The following is a 17,229-nucleotide window of genomic DNA, read 5'->3' as shown; positions in this document are numbered from 1 at the left end:
ACCATGGTCGCACCGCGCGAGATCTCCGACGTCGACGAACTCCGCACGCTCGCGCACCCGTTGCGCCAACGGATCCTGCGCCACCTCGGGCAGCACGGTCCGGCGACGGCCAGCACGCTCGGCAAGGCGCTCGGCGAGAGCAGCGGCGCGACCAGCTACCACCTCCGGATGCTCGCGAAGCACGCGTTCGTGGAGGAAGTGCCCGAGCGCGCGCACGGCCGTGAACGGTGGTGGCGCGCGCCCGTGCAGGACTTGCGCGGGCCCCGGGCGCCGGCGGACCCGGAAGTGCGGACCCTCGTGGACCAGCTCAGGCAGCTCAAGCTGGCCGCCGACCAGGAGCTGTTCGACGAGTTCCTGGCCCGGCGGTCGGAGCTGGGCGAGTGGGCGGACGCGCTGCCCCACTCCCGCGGCTCGGTGCGGTTGACGCTGCCCGAGCTGCACGAGTTCTTCGACGAGTACATGGCGCTGCTCAAGCGCTACCAACGACCGGTGGACGAGACGCCCGCGGACGCGCGGCACGTCGCCGTGCGCTTCTTCGCGTTCCCCGTCCCCGGCCCCGCGGACCGCCCCTGACACGAAGCCCGGGCCGTCGAGCTGGCACTCGACGACCCGGGCGGGCGGAAGCCGCGGCACCACGCCGGAACCGGCGTGTTCCTCGTACGTGCGAACCTCCTCGGGAAGGAGAGCACCCGTGCTCCCCGAACGCAACTCGCGACTTCGTCGTGCCCTCGTCCGGTTGCTGGCGGCGCTGGTCGTCGGCACGGCGTCGGCCGCGCTGTCACCACCCGCCCAAGCCGCGCCATCCGGCCTGGTCGAGCAGGACATCACCTTTTCGAGTGGAGACCTGACGCTCCACGGCACCGTGATCGCGCCCGACACGGACTCCCCGCACCCGGCCATGGTCATGGTGCACGGCTCGGGTCGGGTCTCGCGGGACGGCTACCGCCAGGAGGCGGAGGCGTTCGCGCGGTCCGGCATCGTCACGCTGATCTACGACAAGCGGCCGAAGCGGTCCAAGTCCGACGTCGACTTCGAACTCCTGGCCGACGACGCGCTGGCCGCCCTGCGCGCGCTGAGGACCCAGCCGGGCGTCGACCCGGCCCGGACCGGCCTGTGGGGCGTCAGCGAAGGTGGTTGGGTGGCCCCGATCGCCGCGGCCGAGTCGGCTGACGTGGCCTTCGTGGTCACGGTCGGAGCACCCGGCACGGCGCCCGAACGGCAGCAGTCGTGGAACCTCGTCAACCGGCTCGCCGCCGCCGGTGTGTCCGGCTCCCTGGTGGACACCGTCTCGCGCACGACGCTCGGCCTGCTCGTCGGCGCCGGCCTGTTCCCCGAGTCGGGCTACGACCCGGCGCCGGTGCTGGCCCGGGTCACCCAACCGGTGTTGGCCCTGTGGGGTGATCTCGACCGGGTGATTCCCGGAGCCGAGAGCCTGCGCGTGTTCCAGGAGTCGCTCGACCGGGGCGGCAACGGCGACTACACGCTGCTCTCGGTGCCCGGTGCCGATCACACGATGCGGTTGTCCCCGGACGGCTTCCAGCGCGGTGACGAGATCGCGCCGGCCTATCTGGCGCGGGTCGCCTCCTGGGTGACCGGACCGCGCACCGCGGAGGTCGGGACACCGCCGGAGCAGGAGCGGCTGAGCACCCCGGTCGAGCCGGGATCACCGGCGGCGCAGGTCGTCGCGGTCCTAGTGCTGCTGGTCGCGTTCGCGGGGTACGGGCTGAGCGCGGCGGTCCGCCGGTTGCGCAGCACGCCACCCCTGCGTCGACCGGCGGGTCTGCTCGCCACGACCGGACTGCTGAGCGTCCTCGGCCTGGTCGGCTACCTCGGCCACCTGGCGTCGAGCGGCGCGAGGAGCCTCGGCCCGGTGGTGCTCGGCCGGCCGCTGCCGTGGCTCGGGCTGCAGGTCCTGGCGGTGGCGGTGGTGGTGGCCACCGCGGTCACCGGGGTGAGGGTGTGGCAGGCCAGGGCCGACCTCACGGCGGGGCACCGGGTGCGGCTGGGCCTGCTGGTGGCCGGTGGCGCGGTGTTCGTGCCCTGGGCCGTCCACTGGGGCCTGCTGGTGCCGTAGCCGTCACCGGCTCAGGGTCGTCTCCCGCGCCACGTGCGTCAGCTTCTCCGGGTTGCGCATGAAGTAGAGGCCGGTGACGAGACCGCCCTCGACCCGCGCCGCCACGACGCCGTCCAGTTCGCCGTCGAGCCGCAGGATCACCGCCGGGCCGCCGTTGACCTGCGCCGGTTCGGTCGTCGTCCGCGTGCCGACGACGTCCCAGCGGGCGGCCAGGAAGCGGGCCACCTTGTCGGCGCCGACGACGGGCTTGCGCGCGGCCTGCTTGAACCCGCCGGCGTCGCTGAGGATGACGACGTCCGGCGCGAGCACGTCGAGCAGGCCCTGCAGGTCGCCGGTCTCGACCGCCCGCTGGAACGCCGAGAGCGCGGCCCTGGTCTCGGCCGGGTCGGTGGCGCCGCGCGGCCGGCGCTCGGCGACGTGGGCCCTGGCCCGGTGCGCGATCTGGCGCACCGCGGCCGGGGTCTTGTCGACGGCTTCGGCGATCTCGTCGTAGCCGACGTCGAACACCTCGCGCAGCACGAACACCGCCCGCTCGGTCGGCGTGAGCGTCTCCAGCACCAGCAGCACCGCCATCGAGACGCTGTCGGCCAACTCGACGTCCTCGGCCACGTCGGGCGTGGTCAGCAGCGGCTCGGGCAGCCAGGGGCCGACGTAGGACTCCTTGCGCCTGCCGAGCGCGCGCAGCCGGGTGAGCGCCTGGCGGGTGACGATCCGGACCAGGTACGCCCGCTGGTCGCGCACGGTGTCGAGGTCGACACCCGCCCACCGCAGCCAGGTCTCCTGGACGGCGTCCTCGGCGTCGGCGGCCGACCCGAGCATCTGGTAGGCGACGGTGAAGAGCAGGTTGCGGTGGGCGACGAACGCCTCGGTCGCGGGACGCGTCTGCGCCGTGCCGCCCATCGGTCGCTCCTGCCTGTTCGCCGCCGGTCCGACGCCGTGTAACGCGCGTCACGCGCCCGGCCTGTCACAGGGCCCGGAACACCGGCGTCTCGTGGTCGACAAGCCGTTCGACAGCCGTTCGACCAGGAGGAACCCGTGAACCTCGCCCTGTGGATCATCACCGGCGTGCTGGCCGCCGCCTACTTCTTCGGCGGCGGCGGCAAGCTCGTCCTGTCCAAGCAGAAGATAGCCGCCACCGGCCACAGCGCCGCGTGGACCGAGGACTGGAGCGCGGGCGCCATCAAGGCCATCGGCGCGTTCGAGGTGCTGGGGGCGCTGGGCCTGGTCCTGCCCGCCGTGCTCGACGTCGCGCCGGTCCTGGTGCCTTCGGCCGCCGTCGGCCTGATGATCGTCATGGTCGGCGCCGCGGTCGTCCGCTTCCGGCGTCGGGAGTTCAAGCTGGTGGTGGTGGACTTCGTGTACCTGGCGCTGCTGGCCTTCGTGCTGTGGGGCCGGCTCGTCGCCGTGCCCTTCACCGGCTAGCGGCACGTCCACAGTGGACAGCAGCTCGGCCGTCGGCACCAGCGGCGGTTCGGGCACATCGCCCGGAACGCCACTGGACGCTGTGGGAGAAAGCCCTTACCGTTTCAGTCCACAGGACGAATGACTGCACGCGACCGGGTCGGGGGTCAACTGTTGCGCAAGTTCCGCAGACTCAGACCCTGAACCCGCGCTCGCCCGTCTCCGTCCTCCTCCGCCGCCGCTTCGCCGCCGCGCCAATCCCCCAGCGCCAAGGGGGAGTCGTCAAAGACTGTGGAGGCATCTGTGGCACCCCGTACTAGGAGCGCCTGGTCGACCTCGCTCGGCTCGCTCGCCACCGCGCTCGCCGTGGTGGCGTCCGCCCTGGTGTCCGCCGCGCCCGCGAGCGCGGCTCCCGTCCTGCTCTCCCAAGGAAAACCGGCCACCGCGTCGTCGTCGGGCAGCTCGGGTTTCGCGCCCTCGGCGGCGGTGGACGGCAACTCGTCCACCCGCTGGGCCAGCCAGGGCGGCATCGACCCGTCGTGGATCCGGGTCGACCTCGGCGCGGTGGCCGCGATCACGAGGGTCCGGCTCCAGTGGGACCTGTCGTGCGCCCGCGGCTACCGGATCGAGACGTCGTCCGACGCGAGCACGTGGACCAGCGTCCACACCACCGCGAACGGCGCGGGCGGCGTGGAAGACCTCGTGGTGAGCGGAAGTGGTCGCTACGTCCGGATGTACGGCACCACGCGCTGCCGCACGGCCACCTACCACGGCTACTCGTTGCAGGAGTTCCAGGTGTTCGGCGAGATCGGGCAGGCGGACACCACGCCGCCGTCACCGCCGGCGAACCTGCGCTCGGCCAACGTCACGCCCACCTCGGTCGACCTGGCCTGGGACCCGGCCACCGACAACGTCGGCGTCACGTCCTACGAGGTCTACCAGCGCGGCCAGTTCGTCAAGTCCGTCACCGGCACGTCCACCACGATCACCGGCCTGAACCCCAACGGCTCGTACGTCTACTACGTCAACGCCAAGGACGCCGCCGGCAACATCTCCCAGGCGGGCAACAACCTCGAGGTGACCACACCGCCCGCGCAGGCCGACACCGAGCGGCCGACCACGCCGACGGGACTGCGCGTCACGGGCGTCACGGCGAACTCCGTGTCGCTGGCGTGGAACCCGTCCACCGACAACGTCGGCGTGACCCGCTACGAGGTCCTCGCGGGCGGCTCACCGGTGGGCGAGACCACGGGCACCTCGGCCACCATCGGCGGACGCCGCCCGAACACCTCGTACCTGATGAACGTGCGGGCGTACGACGCGGTGGGCAACGTCTCCGACTGGAGCATGGCGATCACCGCCACCACGTCGTCGGGCGGCGACCAGGTCGGTGCGGTGACGCAGCTGGCCACGGACAACGACGTGCCGTGGGGCCTGGACTTCCTGCCCGACGGGTCGGGCGTCTACTCGCGGCGCGACGCGTTCGACATCGTCAAGCTGTCGCCGTCCGGGGTGAAGACCACCCTGGGCACGGTGCCGAACGTCGTCACGACGAGCGGTGAAGGCGGCCTGCTGGGCATCGAGGTGTCGCCGAACTTCGCCTCCGACAACTACCTGTACATCTACCACACGGCCGCGAACGACAACCGGATCGTGCGGATGAAGGTGCAGAACAACGCCCTGGTGCAGTCGTCGTTGCAGGTGCTGCTCACCGGCATCCCGCGCAACCGCTACCACAACGGCGGCCGGCTGCGGTTCGGCCCGGACGGCAAGCTGTACGCGGGCACCGGTGACGGCCAGAACCCGAACTGGGCGCAGGACCTGTCCAACCTGGGCGGCAAGGTGTTGCGGCTCAACGCCGACGGCTCCGCGCCGACCGACAACCCGTTCTACGGCAACGGCGGCAACGCCCGGTACGTGTGGACCTACGGGCACCGCAACGTGCAGGGCCTGGCGTTCGACGGCCAGGGCAGGCTGTGGCAGGCCGAGCTGGGCAACACGATCATGGACGAGCTGAACCTGTCCGAGCGCGGCGGCAACTACGGCTGGCCGTCGTGCGAGGGCACGTCGGGCAACTGCTCCGGCTACGTCGCGCCGAAGCGGACGTGGAGCACCGCCAACGCCTCGCCCAGCGGCATCGCCGTCGTCAACAACGCCCTGTACATGGCCACGCTGCGCGGCAGCAGGCTCTACCGGATGGTCATCAGCGGCACGACGGTCGGCTCGGAGACGACCCACTTCCAGGGCACGTACGGCCGGCTGCGCACCGTCGAGCCCGCGCCGGACGGCAGCCTGTGGCTGACCACCAGCGACGACCGGGACAGCACGCCGAACAACTCCAACAGCCGCATCCTCAGGGTGCAGCTGAACTGAGCGGGTCTTGAAGTGCTCGCGAGGCGGTCCCGGTGCTCGGTCCGGGGCCGCCTCGACGCGTGCGGTTGAACCGGACGTCCCACGGGTGCGTGTGGTGAGTGCCGCTCGGGACACGTCCGAGCACGAGCCGAACGAGAAGAGATGCACGACCCGATCCTCGAACGCACGCTGCGCCAGGTCCGCGCGGAGCGGGCGTGTGACCGCAGGCGTCGCGGCGGCGTCGTCACGGTGGTGGGCGTCGCGCTCGCCGCCGCGGTGCTGGCCGGCGGCGTCCACCTCGGCCGGCACCGCGCGCCCGGGGCACGGCTGCTGGTCGCCACCGCGGCCGACGGCGTGCGGCTGACCACGACGGTGGCGCCCGCCGACGGGTGGGTGCGGCTCAGCGCGGTGGTGGCCGGCGTCGACGCGGGGGAGCGGTGCCTGCTCGTGGTCACCGACGTTCACGGCCGGCGTCACGTGGCGGGCGGCTGGGTCGCCCCGCGGCTCGGCGACACCGCGCTGGCGGGCGCCGCCGTGGTCGGCCCGGACGAGCTCGCCGCCGTCAGCGTCGTCACGGAGGACGGCCGGGTCCTGGTCACCTCGACGACCCGGGCGCCGTGATCTGCCCACTCGGGCAGGGTCGTGCGGGCACCGTCCCGGCCGCGCGGCCGGCGGCCGGGGTCCGAATAAGCTGTCGGCCGTGAGGTGGTCGCCCCTGCTGCTGGTGCTCGTGCTGGCGACGGGCTGCGCGGACAGCCGCACCGTGGCCATCGACGAGGTGCCGGTGGCCGTCGAGTCGGTCACCACCACCCAGGACGCGTCGACCGGCACGTTCCGCGTCGACTGCGGGCGCAACGAACCACGTCACCTCAACGCCGACAACATGGTCATCGCGCCGGGGCAGCCGTCCGGCGCGCACCACACCCACGAGTACGTCGGCAACCTGAGCACGCACGCGGGCTCCACCGACGACTCGCTGGCCGCCGCCGGGACCACCTGCCCGGCGGAGGACCGGTCCACCTACTACTGGCCGGTGCTGCGGCTGACCGACCGGACCGGGCACGACGAGCACGCGCCCGGCGGCGGCGCGCACGGCAACACCGGCGAGGTGCTGCCGCCGTCGAGGGTGGAGATCACGTTCACCGGCAGCCCGGTCAGCCAGGTCGTGCCCATGCCGAGGTTCCTGCGCATGATCACCGGCGACCCGGCGGCGCTGACCAGCGGGCGCGGCCGGGCGCGGTGGAGCTGCACGGGGTTCGAGGACCGGCACACCGACCGCTACCCGGAGTGCGCGCCGGGCGGCGCGGTGCTGCGCACGTTCGACTTCCCGAGCTGCTGGGACGGCCGCAACACCGACAGCCCGAGCCACCGGGCGCACGCCGAGTTCCCCGGGTCGAACGGGGTGTGCCGGCCGGGCACGTTCCCGGTGCCGAAGCTGCGCGTGCGGGTCGCGTACGCCGTGCCCGCCGGGCGGCCCTACGCCCTGGACAGCTTCCCCGAGCAGCTGCGCGACCCGCGCACGGACCACGCGATGTTCGTCAACGTCATGCCGGTCGCGCTGATGGACCGCGTCACGACCTGCCTGAACGCCGGCGAGACCTGCTCCTGACCGGACTCCCCGCCGCCCGCGGTGAACCGAACGCCTGCGGCGTCCGTGTCCAGGGCGGGAGTTGACGAGAGGAGTGGGTGGATGGCGGCTCTGTGGTCCCGGAAACGGGAGGCCGCGGCCGACGAGGCACTGATCCGATCCCTCTACGAGGAGCACGGGCGGGCGCTGCTCGCGTACGCGACGCGGTTGACCGGTGATCGGGCGTCGGCCGAGGACGTCGTCCAGGAAACCCTCGTGCGCGCGTGGCGGCACCCGGACGCCCTGGTGAACGGCAAGGGCTCGGTCCGCGGGTGGCTGCTCACGGTGGCGCGCAACATCGTCACGGACCGGTTCAGGGCGAAGGCGGCCCGACCCCGGGAGGTGGCCGAGGCGCCGACGGCCACGCCGGTGCAGCGCGACCACGCGGACTCGGTGGTGGACTCGGTGGTGGTGCTCGAAGCGCTGGACCGGCTGTCGTCCGACCACCGCGACGTGCTGATGGAGATCTACTTCCGCGGCCGGAGCGTGACCGAGGCGGCCGAGGCGTTAGGGGTGCCGCCGGGCACGGTGAAGTCGAGATCCCACTACGCGCTGCGGGCGTTGAGAGAGACGTTCGTCGGGCAACAGGTCGCGCTGAAGGGGGTGGCCGGATGACCACGAACCACGATCCACAGCTGCTCGGCGCATACGTGCTGGGCGTGCTCGACGAGCGGGAGGCACGTGCGGTGGAGGACCACTTGGCGTCCTGCCCGCGGTGCGGCGGCGAGCTGGCCGAGCTGCGAGCGATGGAGGAGGCCATGGGCGACGTGCCGCCCGAGGCGTTGCTCGACGGCCCGCCCGAGGGCGGCGACCTGCTGCTGCGGCGCACGCTGCGGCAGGTGCGGGCCGAGCGCGGCGCCCGGCTGCGCCGTCGCCAGGTCGGCCTGGGGCTGGTCGCGGCGGCCGTGGCCGCGGTCGTGCTCGGCGGTGGTTTCGCGGTCGGCCGGGGCACCGCGCCCGACGTGGGCGCCGTCCAGGGGACGACGGCCGCGCCCGTGCCGCCCGCCGGGACGAAGCTCGGGTCGGCCACCGACCCGGTCACCGGCGCGCGGATGACCGTGCAGGTCAGGCCCGCCGCCGGGTGGGTGCGGGTGAACGCGTCCGTCGCGGGTGTCGAGCAGGGCGAGAAGTGCAGGCTGATCGTCGTGGCCAAGGACGGCCGGCGCGCGGAGGCGGGCAGCTGGCTCGTCTCGCCGGCCGGTGAGGAGGACGGCACCAACCTCGACGGCTCGGCGCTCATCGCGCCCGAGGACGTCGCGGCGATCGAGGTGCGCACCTTCGACGACGAGCGGATCGTCACGGTGCCGGTGTAGCGGGCGTAGACCGGTGAGGCCCCCGTGCGTGGTCGTCGCGCACGGGGGCCTCACCGGTGTCAGGGCTTGAGCACGACCTTGCCCACGGTGGCGCGGCCCTCCAGCGCGGCGTGCGCCTTGGCGGCCTCGCTGAGCGGGAACGTCGTGGTCAGCGGGGTCAGCCTGCCCTCGGCCAACGCGCGCATCGACAGCTCCTCCAGCCCGCGCAGGTTCGTGCCCTTCATCATCCGCGGCCCGACGACGACCGAGGCGGTGATGCCGAGCCGGTAGAGGTCGGCGGTGTCGATGGCGGTGGGCTCGCCCGCGGACCAGCCGAACAGCAGGATCCGGCCGCCGACGCCGAGCAGCTCCAGGGACTTGCGGCCGGCCTCGCCGCCCACGCCGTCGAGCACGACGGTGACCTGCCCGATGCCCTCGTCCCAGCCCGGCCGGGTGTAGTCGGCCACCACGTCCGCGCCCAACTGGCGGACCAGGTCCAGCTTGGCGGTGCTCGCCACGCCGACCACCTTGGCCCCGACCGCCTTCGCCTCCTGCACGAACAGCGCGCCGAGCCCGCCGGCCGCCGCGGTCACGAGGACCACGTCGTCGGAGGTGAGCTCGGCGATGCGCAGCACGCCGACGGCGGTGCGGCCGGTGCCGATCATGGCCACGGCCGCGTCGTCGGACACGTGGTCGGGCAGCTCGTGCAGCGAGGCGGCGTTCGCCACGGCCTGCTCCGCGTACCCGCCGCTGGCCTGGCCGAGGTGCGCGACGACGCGCTTGCCCAGCCAGTGCGGCTCGACCCCGTCGCCCAGCGCGGTGACGACCCCCGCGACCTCCCGACCCGGCGTCATGGGCAGTTCGGGCAGCGGGAACGGCCCACCGTGCTCACCGCGGCGGATCGACGTGTCGAGCAGGTGCACCCCGGCCGCGGACACCGCGATCCGCACCTGGCCTGCCCCCGGCTCCGGGTCCGGCGCCTGCTCGTAGCGCAGGTTCTCGGCCGGGCCGAACTCGTGCTGAACGATGGCGTGCATGTCCTGATCCCCTCTGAAGTCCTGCCGGCCACGCTAGGAGTTCGAGTTAAGTCGAGGTCAAGCGATCCTGCCCGATGGGACCGGAGGTTGGTCCGATGAATTCGCGAACGCCGTAATTACTTTGACGCGAGCGGCCGGTTCGGAGATAGTCGTGGTGACACCGCAGTGGTGTTCGACGAACCACAAAGGGGACCTTCGTGAACAGCAAGGAGACCGAGTGGAACGGCTCCGCGACGCGCACGTCCGGTGACCGGGTCCAGCGCTCCTGACCTGCCCATACTTCGCATGCGTCGAATCCGACGACACGGTGCGTGATTATTGGGAAATCTTATCGGCCTATTGGCTGTAATGATCGGCACGCATTCGGCGTGGCGCTGGCCGCCCGGCCTTCATGGGGTGGGTCGGGGCGGATAAACCCCGGCACGGCGGGGTGTGTGACTCCTGTCGGGAAAGGGGGGACGGGTTCGTGCGCCCGTCCCCCGCCGCCATTCGGCCCCGGTACCGGGTCGGGGCGGCGACGCGCCGTTCGCGGCTCCTGTTTGCGGCTCGGACCGGACGGGTAGTCGGTGGTCGTCCGGAGCCCGGTCAGACGGGCTCGTGGTCCTCAGTTGGAGGGCGAGATGACCCACCACTCGACGGTCGGTCGCGTCAAGGTCGCGGGCCTGCAACCCGCCCAGGTGCTCGCAGGCCTGGTCGGTTCGGTCTTCCTCGCGTTGGGTGTGCTGGGCTTCGTGCGCACCGGGTTCGGCGACTTCGCGGGCGACCAGCACGCGATGCTGCTCGGGTTCACGCTGAACCCGCTGCACAACGTGGTCCACCTGGCGTTCGGTGTGCTCGGCCTGCTGATGGCGAGCACGTCCGGCCTGGCGCGCCTGTACGGCTGGATCCTGTTCATCGGCTACGGCGCCGTGCTGCTGTGGGGCCTGGCCCTGGCCGGGGTGTTCTCCACCAACCCGGTGGCCGGCCTCGGCAACCCGCTGGCGCTCAACGTCAACGACAACTGGCTGCACCTCGGCCTCGCCGCCGTCGGCCTGCTGATCGCGGTGCTGCCGGCGCGGCGGAAGATCGTGACGGAACCGCCGGTCGACACGCGGACCGGGGAGCCGATCGCGCCCGTCGCGGGCCCCGGCGAGACGGTCGCGGGTCCTGGCGAGACGATCGCGGACCGGCGGGAGGCGGAGCGGCGTCGGGAGCAGGCCCGGTACGAGCGGGACGCGAGCATCCGCGACCCGAAGGCCGATCCGGTGACGCAGGAGATGCCCGCGCAGCGCACCGACGACGCGCCGCACGGTGCGTACCGCGACGAGCGGGTCGAGTCGATGGACCCGACCGTGAACCCGCGGCCGGTCCAGCCGATCGACCCGGCCATCGCGGAGCAGCACAAGTCGCGGTTCAGCCGGTGATGGGCCGGCTGGTCTGACGCGCTGACGGCAAGACGCGCGAACGGCGCACGGTCCCGAACGGACCGTGCGCTGTTCGCTGTTCGCTGTTCAGGTCGCCGAGTCCATGCGGTCCACCTGGTCGTCGTCCAGTTCGATCTCGAGCGCGCCCAGCGTTTCCTCCACCTGTGCGACGGAGGTGGCGCCCACGAGCGGGATGATGTCCTGGCGTATCAGCCACGCGAGCACGACCTGGTTGACCGTGGCGCCGAGTTCCGCCGCGACCTCGTGCAGCACCCTCAGCCGCCGCGTGGTGCCGGGGTGGTCGTACTCCTCGCCCAGCGGCTTGTCCCGGTACCTGCCCGCGAGCAGCGCCGAGTACGCCACGAGCGTGACGTCCCGCTCGGTCTGCGCGTAGTCGAGCAGCTCGTCGGTCATGTGCACGTGACCGCCCTCGGGCAGCTTCACCCCCGGCCGCGGTCGGAGGTAGCTGTACCGCTGCTGCACGGCGGTGTAGAGCGGCCAGCCGTTCGCCCGTGACACCGCCCGTGCCCGGTCGAAGCGCCACGTGGCGTGGTTGCTGGCGCCGATCTCCCGCACCGTGCCGGCTTCGACGAGGGACGCGAACCCGCCGAGGGTGTCCTCCAGCGTGACCCGGCGGTCCTCGATGTGGCTGTAGTAGAGGTCGATGTGGTCGATGCCCAGCCGCTCCAGGCTCGCGGCGGCGGCACTGCGGACCGTGTCGCCGGCCAGGCCCTCGGCGTTCTCCAGCCCGGTGCCCGGCGTCAACGGCCGCGCGCCCGTCTTGGTGGCCACGACCACGTCGTCGCGGTTGCCCCGGGCGGCCAGCCAGCGACCGACGGTCTGCTCGCTCTCGTCGCCCGTGCCACCGTCCCAGAACACGTAGTTGTTGGCCGTGTCCAGGAACGTGCCGCCCGCCTCGGCGAAGCGGTCCATGATCGCGAACGAGGTCCGTTGGTCGACTGACGTGCCGAACGGCAGCGTGCCCAGCGCCAGGGCGCTGACCTCCAGTGAACCGATGCGCTGTCGTCTCATGGCGGTCAGCCTGGGTGCTGGAGCGCGGTCCAGGTCAAGCCCCTGGTGCGGCCCTGGCATGCTGGGTGGCGATGTCGACTCTGACGAAATGGGCTCCCGCCGTGCTGGCGCTGGTCCTGGTGGCCAGTCCGGGCGTGTGGCGGTACAGCAGGCACGTCATCACCATCGCGCACGAGGCCGGGCACGCCCTCGTCGCGCTGCTCACCGGCCGGAGGCTGGAGGGCATCAAGCTGAACTCGGACACGTCCGGGGTCACGGTGTCGCGCGGCAGGCCGACCGGTTTCGCGGTCGTGCTGATGTACTTCGCGGGGTACGTGACGCCGTCGTTGCTCGGGCTGGGCGCGGCGGTCCTGGTGACGTCCGACCAGGTCCGGCCGTTGCTGTGGGCGACGGTCGGGTTGCTGGCCGGGATGCTGGTGATGATCCGCAACGCGTTCGGCGTGCTGTCGGTCGTGGTGACCGGGGCGGTGATGTTCGCCGTGTCGTGGTACGCGACGGTGGAGTGGCAGGCGGCGTTCGCGTTGTTCGTGACGTGGTTCTTGTTGTTGGGCGGGGTCAGGCCGGTGGGGGAGTTGCAGCGGCGGCGGATGCGGGGGTTGGCGCGGCAGTCCGATGCCGATCAGCTGGCGCGGATCACGCGGGTGCCGGGGTTGGTGTGGGTGCTGCTGTTCGCCGGGGTGGCGGTGGGGACTCTGGTGGTGGGCGGGCGGTTGTTGCTGCCGTTGTGAGGGTCCGGCTCGACCTGCCTGGGGTGCCCGAACCCATGTCAAATCGGGCCTCGGTGGGTTGGTTCCGGGTCCGTTGCGGGGGCCGTTGTGGGTGCCTGTGAGGTTGCTCGGGTTGGTTGATCACTCGACCGGGCGAAGAGTGCAACCTAGGACAACCCAAACCGCATGTCTCACGTTAGCCGGATAAAACGGCCGGCCCGGCGGCGGACAGGCATGGCGACTACGGCCCAGGGGGCGTGGATGGGCAAGTGCGGTTCCAACGCCCGCCCCGCCCAGCCCAGCCATGCCCCGCCGACGCACCCCCCGATCCCCGCCCCGCCGCGATCTCCACCCCGCCGCGATCCCGCCCCGCCAACGCAGCTTGCGATCCCGCCCCGCCCCCCGCCCCGCCAACGGAGCCCGCGATCCCCGCCCTGTCAACAGAGCAGCTTGCGATCTCCGCCCAGCCGCGGCCCTGCCCTTCGACCCTGCCCCGATTCCCGCGCCGGATCCCTGCCGCCGCGATCGGTGCCGCCGCGATCTCCACCCAGCCTCGATCCCCGCGCCATCCCCGCCCTGCCCCCATCCCCGCTCAGCCCCCATCCCCGCTCAGCCGCAAGCCCTGCCTGGCGGCGATCCCTTGGCCCGCCCGAACCTTGGCCCGCTCGATCCCCGCTCAGCCGCGATCGTTGCCCAGCCGCGGTCACCGCCCGGCCGCCATCCCCGGTCAGCCGCCGGTCTGCCAGCGCCGTGCCCACCTTGCTGGCCCCAACCGGCCCTGCTGCGTCTGGCCCTGCTGCGTCCCGGCCCTGCCTGCGTCACCGGCCGGCCCGGGGTAGGGCGCCGGCGGTGGGTGGGCTGAGTAAGGGCTGGTGGGGCGGGTAACCCTTTCTTTTCCAGGGAGGCCGCCATGACCGACACCGTTGCCGACTTCGTGCTGCGCCGCCTGCGCGACTGGGGGGTCGAGCACGTGTTCGCCTATCCGGGTGACGGCATCAACGGGCTGGTTTCGGCTTTTGGGCGTAGTGGGGACAGGCCCCGGTTTGTGCAGTCGCGGCACGAGGAAATGTCCGCGATGCAGGCCGTCGGGTACGCGAAGTTCAGCGGCCGGGTCGGGGTGTGCATGGCCACCTCCGGGCCTGGGGCGATCCACCTGCTGAACGGGTTGTACGACGCCAAGTTGGATCACGTGCCGGTGGTGGCGATCGTCGGGCAGACGGCGCGCACGGCGATGGGTGGCAGTTACCAGCAGGAGGTGGACCTGCACTCGTTGTTCAAGGACGTCGCGTCCGAGTACCTGGTCGACGTGACCGTGCCGGAGCAGTTGCCCAACGCCCTGGACCGGGCCATTCGCACCGCGGAGGCGCAGCGGGCGCCCACGGCGCTGATCATCCCGGCCGACGTGCAGGAACTGGACTACACGCCGCCCGAGCACGCGTTCAAGCACGTGCCGTCCAGCGCACCCAGCCGGGGTCGGGCGACCGCCGTCCCGGCGACGGATGACGTCGAGCGCGCAGTGGAGGTGTTGAACGCCGGGGAGCGCGTGGCGATGCTCGTGGGCCAGGGGGCGCGCGGGGCCGGTGGTGAGGTTCGCCAGGTGGCGGAGGTGTTGGGCGCCGGTGTGGCGAAGGCGTTGTTGGGCAAGGACGTGCTGCCGGACGACGAACCGTGGGTGACCGGGTCGATCGGGTTGCTGGGCACGAGGCCGAGCTACGAGCTGATGCGGGACTGCGACACGTTGTTGATCGTCGGGTCGAGCTTTCCCTATTCGCAGTTCCTGCCCGAGTTCGGCGCCGCGCGGGCGGTGCAGGTGGACGTCGACGGGCGGTTCATCGGGATGCGCTACCCGACCGAGGTGAACCTGGTCGGTGACGCGGGGGCGACGTTGCGGGCGATGCTCCCGCTGTTGCGGCGCAAGGAGAACCGGCGTTGGCGGGAGACCGTCGAGCGCAACGTGGCCGAGTGGTGGGACACCCTGCGTCGGCAGTCCTTTGTGGACGCGGACCCGGTGAACCCCATGCGGATCATGTGGGAGTTGTCGTCGCGGTTGCCCGACGACGCGATCGTGACCGCCGACTCGGGGTCCGCGGCGAACTGGTACGCCCGGCTGGTGAAGTTGCGCGGGCGGATGCGCGGGTCGTTGTCGGGCACGTTGGCGACGATGGGCGCCGGGGTGCCGTACGCGATCGGGGCGAAGTTCGCGCACCCGGAACGCCCGGTGGTGGCGCTGGTCGGCGACGGCGCGATGCAGATGAACGGGCTGGCCGAGTTGATCACCATCGCCCGCTACCACGAGGAGTGGGCGGATCCGAGGTGCGTGGTGTGCGTGCTGCACAACAACGACCTCAACCAGGTGACGTGGGAGCTGAGGGCGATGGGCGGCGCGCCGAAGTTCGAGGAGTCGCAGGTGCTGCCCGACATCGGCTACGCGGCGTTCGCGCGGTCCGTCGGGCTGGGCGGGATCGACGTGGCCGATCCGGCCGACCTGGGCGGCGCGTGGGACGAGGCGTTGTCCGCCTCACGGCCGGTGGTCCTGGACGTGCGGTGCGATCCGAACGTGCCGCCGATCCCGCCCCACACGACGTTCGACCAGGCCAAGGCCACCGCCGAGGCGATGCTCAGGGGCGACCCGGACGCGTGGGACGTGGTCAAGCGCGGGGTGGCGACCAAGGTTCAGGAATTCCTGCGCGGGTAACCGGTGGCCATGGTCGGCATCGGTTACTTCCTCTCCAGCGAGGAGCACGGACCGCGCGAGCTGGTGCAGCAGGCGCGGTGGGCGGAGCAGGCGGGGTTCGAGCGCCTGTGGATCTCCGATCACTACCACCCGTGGAACGGCGAGCAGGGGAACAGCCCGTTCGTGTGGTCCGTCATCGGCGCGCTGTCCGAGGTCACGTCACTGCCCGTCACGACCGCCGTCACCTGTCCGACGCTGCGGATTCACCCGGCCGTCGTGGCGCAGGCCGCGGCGACGGCGGCCGTCCAGTGCCGGGGCGGGTTCACTCTCGGCGTCGGCACCGGCGAGGCGCTGAACGAGCACATCTTCGGCGACCCGTGGCCGTCCGCCCCGGAACGGCTGGAGATGCTCGAAGAGGCCGTCGAGGTGATGCGGGCGCTGTGGACCGGCGAGCAGGTCAGCCACCGCGGCGAGCACTACACGGTCGAGAACGCGCGCCTCTACACGGTGCCGCCGTCACCCGTTCCGGTGTACGTGTCGGCGTTCGGGCCGAAGGCGGCGAAGGTGGCCGGGCGGATCGGCGACGGCCTGTGCTCGACCATGCCGGACCCGTCGCTGGTGGCGAAGTTCCGCGCCGCCGGGGGCGAGGGCAAGCCGACCCAGGCCGGGTTCAAGGTGTGCCACGCGCCCTCCGCCGAGGAGGGCGTGAGAACGGCGCACCGGCTCTGGGCGAACGAGCAGCTGCCCGGCGAACTGGCCCAGGTGCTGCCGACGCCGCGGCACTTCGAGCAGGCGTCGACGCTGGTCACCGAGGACATGGTGGCCGAGGCGCTGCCCGTCGGCCCCGACCCGCAGCCGTACGTGGACCGCGTCCGCGAGTTCGCCGACGCGGGCTACGACGAGGTGTACGTGAACCAGATCGGCCCGGACCAGGAGCGGTTCTTCGCGTTCTGGGCCGAGTCCGTCGCGCCCGAGCTGGAGGGCGCCTTCGCCACGCCGGGAGGAGTGCGATGACCGATCCGAACGAACGCCCGCTGGACGAGACCGAGCAGTTGGACGAGGACGAGCTCGACGTCGACCCGCTGGAGCGCGGCGTCGAGCCGCCCGAGCACTGGAGCGCCGCCGACCGCCACGGCACCACGCCGCGCGAGCTGCGCGAGGGCGAGACCCTCGACCAGCGGCTGGCGCAGGAGGAACCGGAGTAATCCACCTCCCCCGGTAATCCATCCGATGAGGCGCACCACGTTTGCCCACGGGGGACCAGCGGGTAAGCCGTGATCAAGCACCTGTGACACCGCAAGGGGGTTCGTCCGATGACCAGCACCGCGCGCCTGCCCAAGCCCGTGACCGACGTCTGGGACTGGCAGAAGGAAGGGTTGTGCCGAGGCCGTGACAGCGCGGTCTTCTTCCACCCGGACAACGAGCGCGGCTCCGCCCGGGCCGCCCGCGAGGACAAGGCCAAGCAGCTCTGCGCCCGCTGCCCCGTCGTGGACCCGTGCCGCGAGCACGCGCTCGCGGTCCAGGAGCCGTACGGCGTGTGGGGCGGCATGGGCGAGGACGAACGCCGCCGGATCATCGCCGGCCGCCGCCGCTCCGCCGCCTGAGGACCGACCTGGCCGCCGCCGGTCGG

The 17,229-nt window shown here is 72.2% G+C and carries 17 protein-coding genes; 14 read left to right on the top strand and 3 right to left on the bottom strand.

The window, feature by feature from the left end:
• The first annotated feature begins 3 nt into the window (after positions 1–3).
• Positions 4–573, top strand: a complete 570-nt coding sequence (locus LNK82_RS42205) for an ArsR/SmtB family transcription factor (RefSeq protein ID WP_230566232.1) — start codon at positions 4–6, stop codon at positions 571–573.
• A gap of 118 nt (positions 574–691) precedes the next feature.
• Entirely contained in the window at positions 692–2,074 is a 1,383-nt protein-coding gene (locus tag LNK82_RS42200; RefSeq protein ID WP_230566231.1) for an alpha/beta hydrolase family protein, read from the top strand.
• A 3-nt stretch (positions 2,075–2,077) separates the two neighbouring features.
• Here the strand turns inward: LNK82_RS42200 and LNK82_RS42195 are convergent, their stop codons facing one another.
• Positions 2,078–2,974, bottom strand: coding sequence for an RNA polymerase sigma-70 factor (locus LNK82_RS42195; RefSeq protein WP_230566230.1), 897 nt, complete (start codon positions 2,972–2,974; stop codon positions 2,078–2,080).
• A gap of 135 nt (positions 2,975–3,109) precedes the next feature.
• Between LNK82_RS42195 and LNK82_RS42190 the strand changes: the two genes are divergently transcribed.
• The 6 genes from LNK82_RS42190 (at position 3,110) to LNK82_RS42165 (ending at position 8,767) form a co-directional block, all read left to right on the top strand.
• The gene (locus LNK82_RS42190) at positions 3,110–3,496 is read left to right on the top strand and encodes a DoxX family protein (protein ID WP_230566229.1); all 387 of its coding nucleotides are present in this window, start codon (positions 3,110–3,112) and stop codon (positions 3,494–3,496) included.
• Between the two features lie 282 nt (positions 3,497–3,778).
• A complete protein-coding gene (locus tag LNK82_RS42185; RefSeq protein ID WP_230566228.1) occupies positions 3,779–5,848 on the top strand; it encodes a PQQ-dependent sugar dehydrogenase in 2,070 nt (689 codons plus the stop codon).
• 141 nt (positions 5,849–5,989) lie between these two features.
• Positions 5,990–6,448, top strand: a complete 459-nt coding sequence (locus LNK82_RS42180; RefSeq protein WP_230566227.1) for a hypothetical protein — start codon at positions 5,990–5,992, stop codon at positions 6,446–6,448.
• Positions 6,449–6,527: 79 nt separating this feature from the next.
• A complete protein-coding gene (locus LNK82_RS42175) occupies positions 6,528–7,436 on the top strand; it encodes a DUF1996 domain-containing protein (protein ID WP_230566226.1) in 909 nt (302 codons plus the stop codon).
• 81 nt (positions 7,437–7,517) lie between these two features.
• Positions 7,518–8,069, top strand: coding sequence for a sigma-70 family RNA polymerase sigma factor (locus LNK82_RS42170; protein ID WP_230566225.1), 552 nt, complete (start codon positions 7,518–7,520; stop codon positions 8,067–8,069).
• Positions 8,066–8,767, top strand: a complete 702-nt coding sequence (locus LNK82_RS42165; protein WP_230566224.1) for an anti-sigma factor family protein — start codon at positions 8,066–8,068, stop codon at positions 8,765–8,767. Before LNK82_RS42170 ends, LNK82_RS42165 begins: the two co-directional genes overlap by 4 nt.
• 59 nt (positions 8,768–8,826) lie before the next feature.
• On the opposite strand, the gene LNK82_RS42160 is transcribed toward LNK82_RS42165, so the two are convergent.
• Positions 8,827–9,783, bottom strand: a complete 957-nt coding sequence (locus LNK82_RS42160; RefSeq protein ID WP_230566223.1) for a zinc-binding dehydrogenase — start codon at positions 9,781–9,783, stop codon at positions 8,827–8,829.
• Between the two features lie 620 nt (positions 9,784–10,403).
• Here LNK82_RS42160 and LNK82_RS42155 point away from each other — a divergent pair.
• Positions 10,404–11,186: a DUF4383 domain-containing protein gene (locus tag LNK82_RS42155; protein WP_230566222.1), complete on the top strand. Its 783-nt coding sequence runs from the start codon at positions 10,404–10,406 to the stop codon at positions 11,184–11,186.
• Positions 11,187–11,273: 87 nt separating this feature from the next.
• Here LNK82_RS42155 and LNK82_RS42150 read toward each other — a convergent pair whose 3' ends face one another.
• Positions 11,274–12,218: an aldo/keto reductase gene (locus LNK82_RS42150; RefSeq protein ID WP_230566221.1), complete on the bottom strand. Its 945-nt coding sequence runs from the start codon at positions 12,216–12,218 to the stop codon at positions 11,274–11,276.
• Between the two features lie 71 nt (positions 12,219–12,289).
• Between LNK82_RS42150 and LNK82_RS42145 the strand changes: the two genes are divergently transcribed.
• The 5 genes from LNK82_RS42145 to LNK82_RS42125 all read left to right on the top strand — a co-directional run bounded on the left by LNK82_RS42145 (position 12,290) and on the right by LNK82_RS42125 (position 17,203).
• Positions 12,290–12,946 (top strand): M50 family metallopeptidase, encoded by a 657-nt coding sequence (locus LNK82_RS42145; protein WP_230566220.1) that lies wholly within the window; start codon positions 12,290–12,292, stop codon positions 12,944–12,946.
• Between the two features lie 889 nt (positions 12,947–13,835).
• Positions 13,836–15,620 (top strand): thiamine pyrophosphate-requiring protein, encoded by a 1,785-nt coding sequence (locus LNK82_RS42140; protein WP_230566219.1) that lies wholly within the window; start codon positions 13,836–13,838, stop codon positions 15,618–15,620.
• 9 nt (positions 15,621–15,629) lie between these two features.
• Positions 15,630–16,613 carry a TIGR03557 family F420-dependent LLM class oxidoreductase gene (locus LNK82_RS42135; protein WP_230566218.1) on the top strand — a complete coding sequence of 328 codons (984 nt, stop codon included), beginning with the start codon at positions 15,630–15,632 and terminating at the stop codon, positions 16,611–16,613.
• Positions 16,610–16,804 carry a hypothetical protein gene (locus LNK82_RS42130; RefSeq protein WP_372470431.1) on the top strand — a complete coding sequence of 65 codons (195 nt, stop codon included), beginning with the start codon at positions 16,610–16,612 and terminating at the stop codon, positions 16,802–16,804. Before LNK82_RS42135 ends, LNK82_RS42130 begins: the two co-directional genes overlap by 4 nt.
• Before the next feature lie 108 nt (positions 16,805–16,912).
• Positions 16,913–17,203: a WhiB family transcriptional regulator gene (locus LNK82_RS42125; protein ID WP_230566217.1), complete on the top strand. Its 291-nt coding sequence runs from the start codon at positions 16,913–16,915 to the stop codon at positions 17,201–17,203.
• Positions 17,204–17,229 lie beyond the last annotated feature (26 nt).

This window comes from Saccharothrix luteola (assembly GCF_020859565.1).
In the GTDB taxonomy this organism is placed as follows: domain Bacteria; phylum Actinomycetota; class Actinomycetes; order Mycobacteriales; family Pseudonocardiaceae; genus Actinosynnema; species Actinosynnema luteola.
The sequence above is the reverse complement of the archived record's forward strand: the minus strand, read 5'-3'. Positions and strand labels throughout refer to the sequence as shown.

Coding starts and splice junctions, on each gene's coding strand:
- LNK82_RS42135 (WP_230566218.1), top strand. CDS start 15,630: ATGGTCGGCATCGGTTACTTCCTCTCCAGCGAGGAGCACGGACCGCGC.
- LNK82_RS42125 (WP_230566217.1), top strand. CDS start 16,913: ATGACCAGCACCGCGCGCCTGCCCAAGCCCGTGACCGACGTCTGGGAC.
- LNK82_RS42150 (WP_230566221.1), bottom strand. CDS start 12,218: ATGAGACGACAGCGCATCGGTTCACTGGAGGTCAGCGCCCTGGCGCTG.
- LNK82_RS42180 (WP_230566227.1), top strand. CDS start 5,990: ATGCACGACCCGATCCTCGAACGCACGCTGCGCCAGGTCCGCGCGGAG.
- LNK82_RS42145 (WP_230566220.1), top strand. CDS start 12,290: ATGTCGACTCTGACGAAATGGGCTCCCGCCGTGCTGGCGCTGGTCCTG.
- LNK82_RS42140 (WP_230566219.1), top strand. CDS start 13,836: ATGACCGACACCGTTGCCGACTTCGTGCTGCGCCGCCTGCGCGACTGG.
- LNK82_RS42195 (WP_230566230.1), bottom strand. CDS start 2,974: ATGGGCGGCACGGCGCAGACGCGTCCCGCGACCGAGGCGTTCGTCGCC.
- LNK82_RS42160 (WP_230566223.1), bottom strand. CDS start 9,783: ATGCACGCCATCGTTCAGCACGAGTTCGGCCCGGCCGAGAACCTGCGC.
- LNK82_RS42205 (WP_230566232.1), top strand. CDS start 4: ATGGTCGCACCGCGCGAGATCTCCGACGTCGACGAACTCCGCACGCTC.
- LNK82_RS42170 (WP_230566225.1), top strand. CDS start 7,518: ATGGCGGCTCTGTGGTCCCGGAAACGGGAGGCCGCGGCCGACGAGGCA.
- LNK82_RS42155 (WP_230566222.1), top strand. CDS start 10,404: ATGACCCACCACTCGACGGTCGGTCGCGTCAAGGTCGCGGGCCTGCAA.
- LNK82_RS42165 (WP_230566224.1), top strand. CDS start 8,066: ATGACCACGAACCACGATCCACAGCTGCTCGGCGCATACGTGCTGGGC.
- LNK82_RS42130 (WP_372470431.1), top strand. CDS start 16,610: ATGACCGATCCGAACGAACGCCCGCTGGACGAGACCGAGCAGTTGGAC.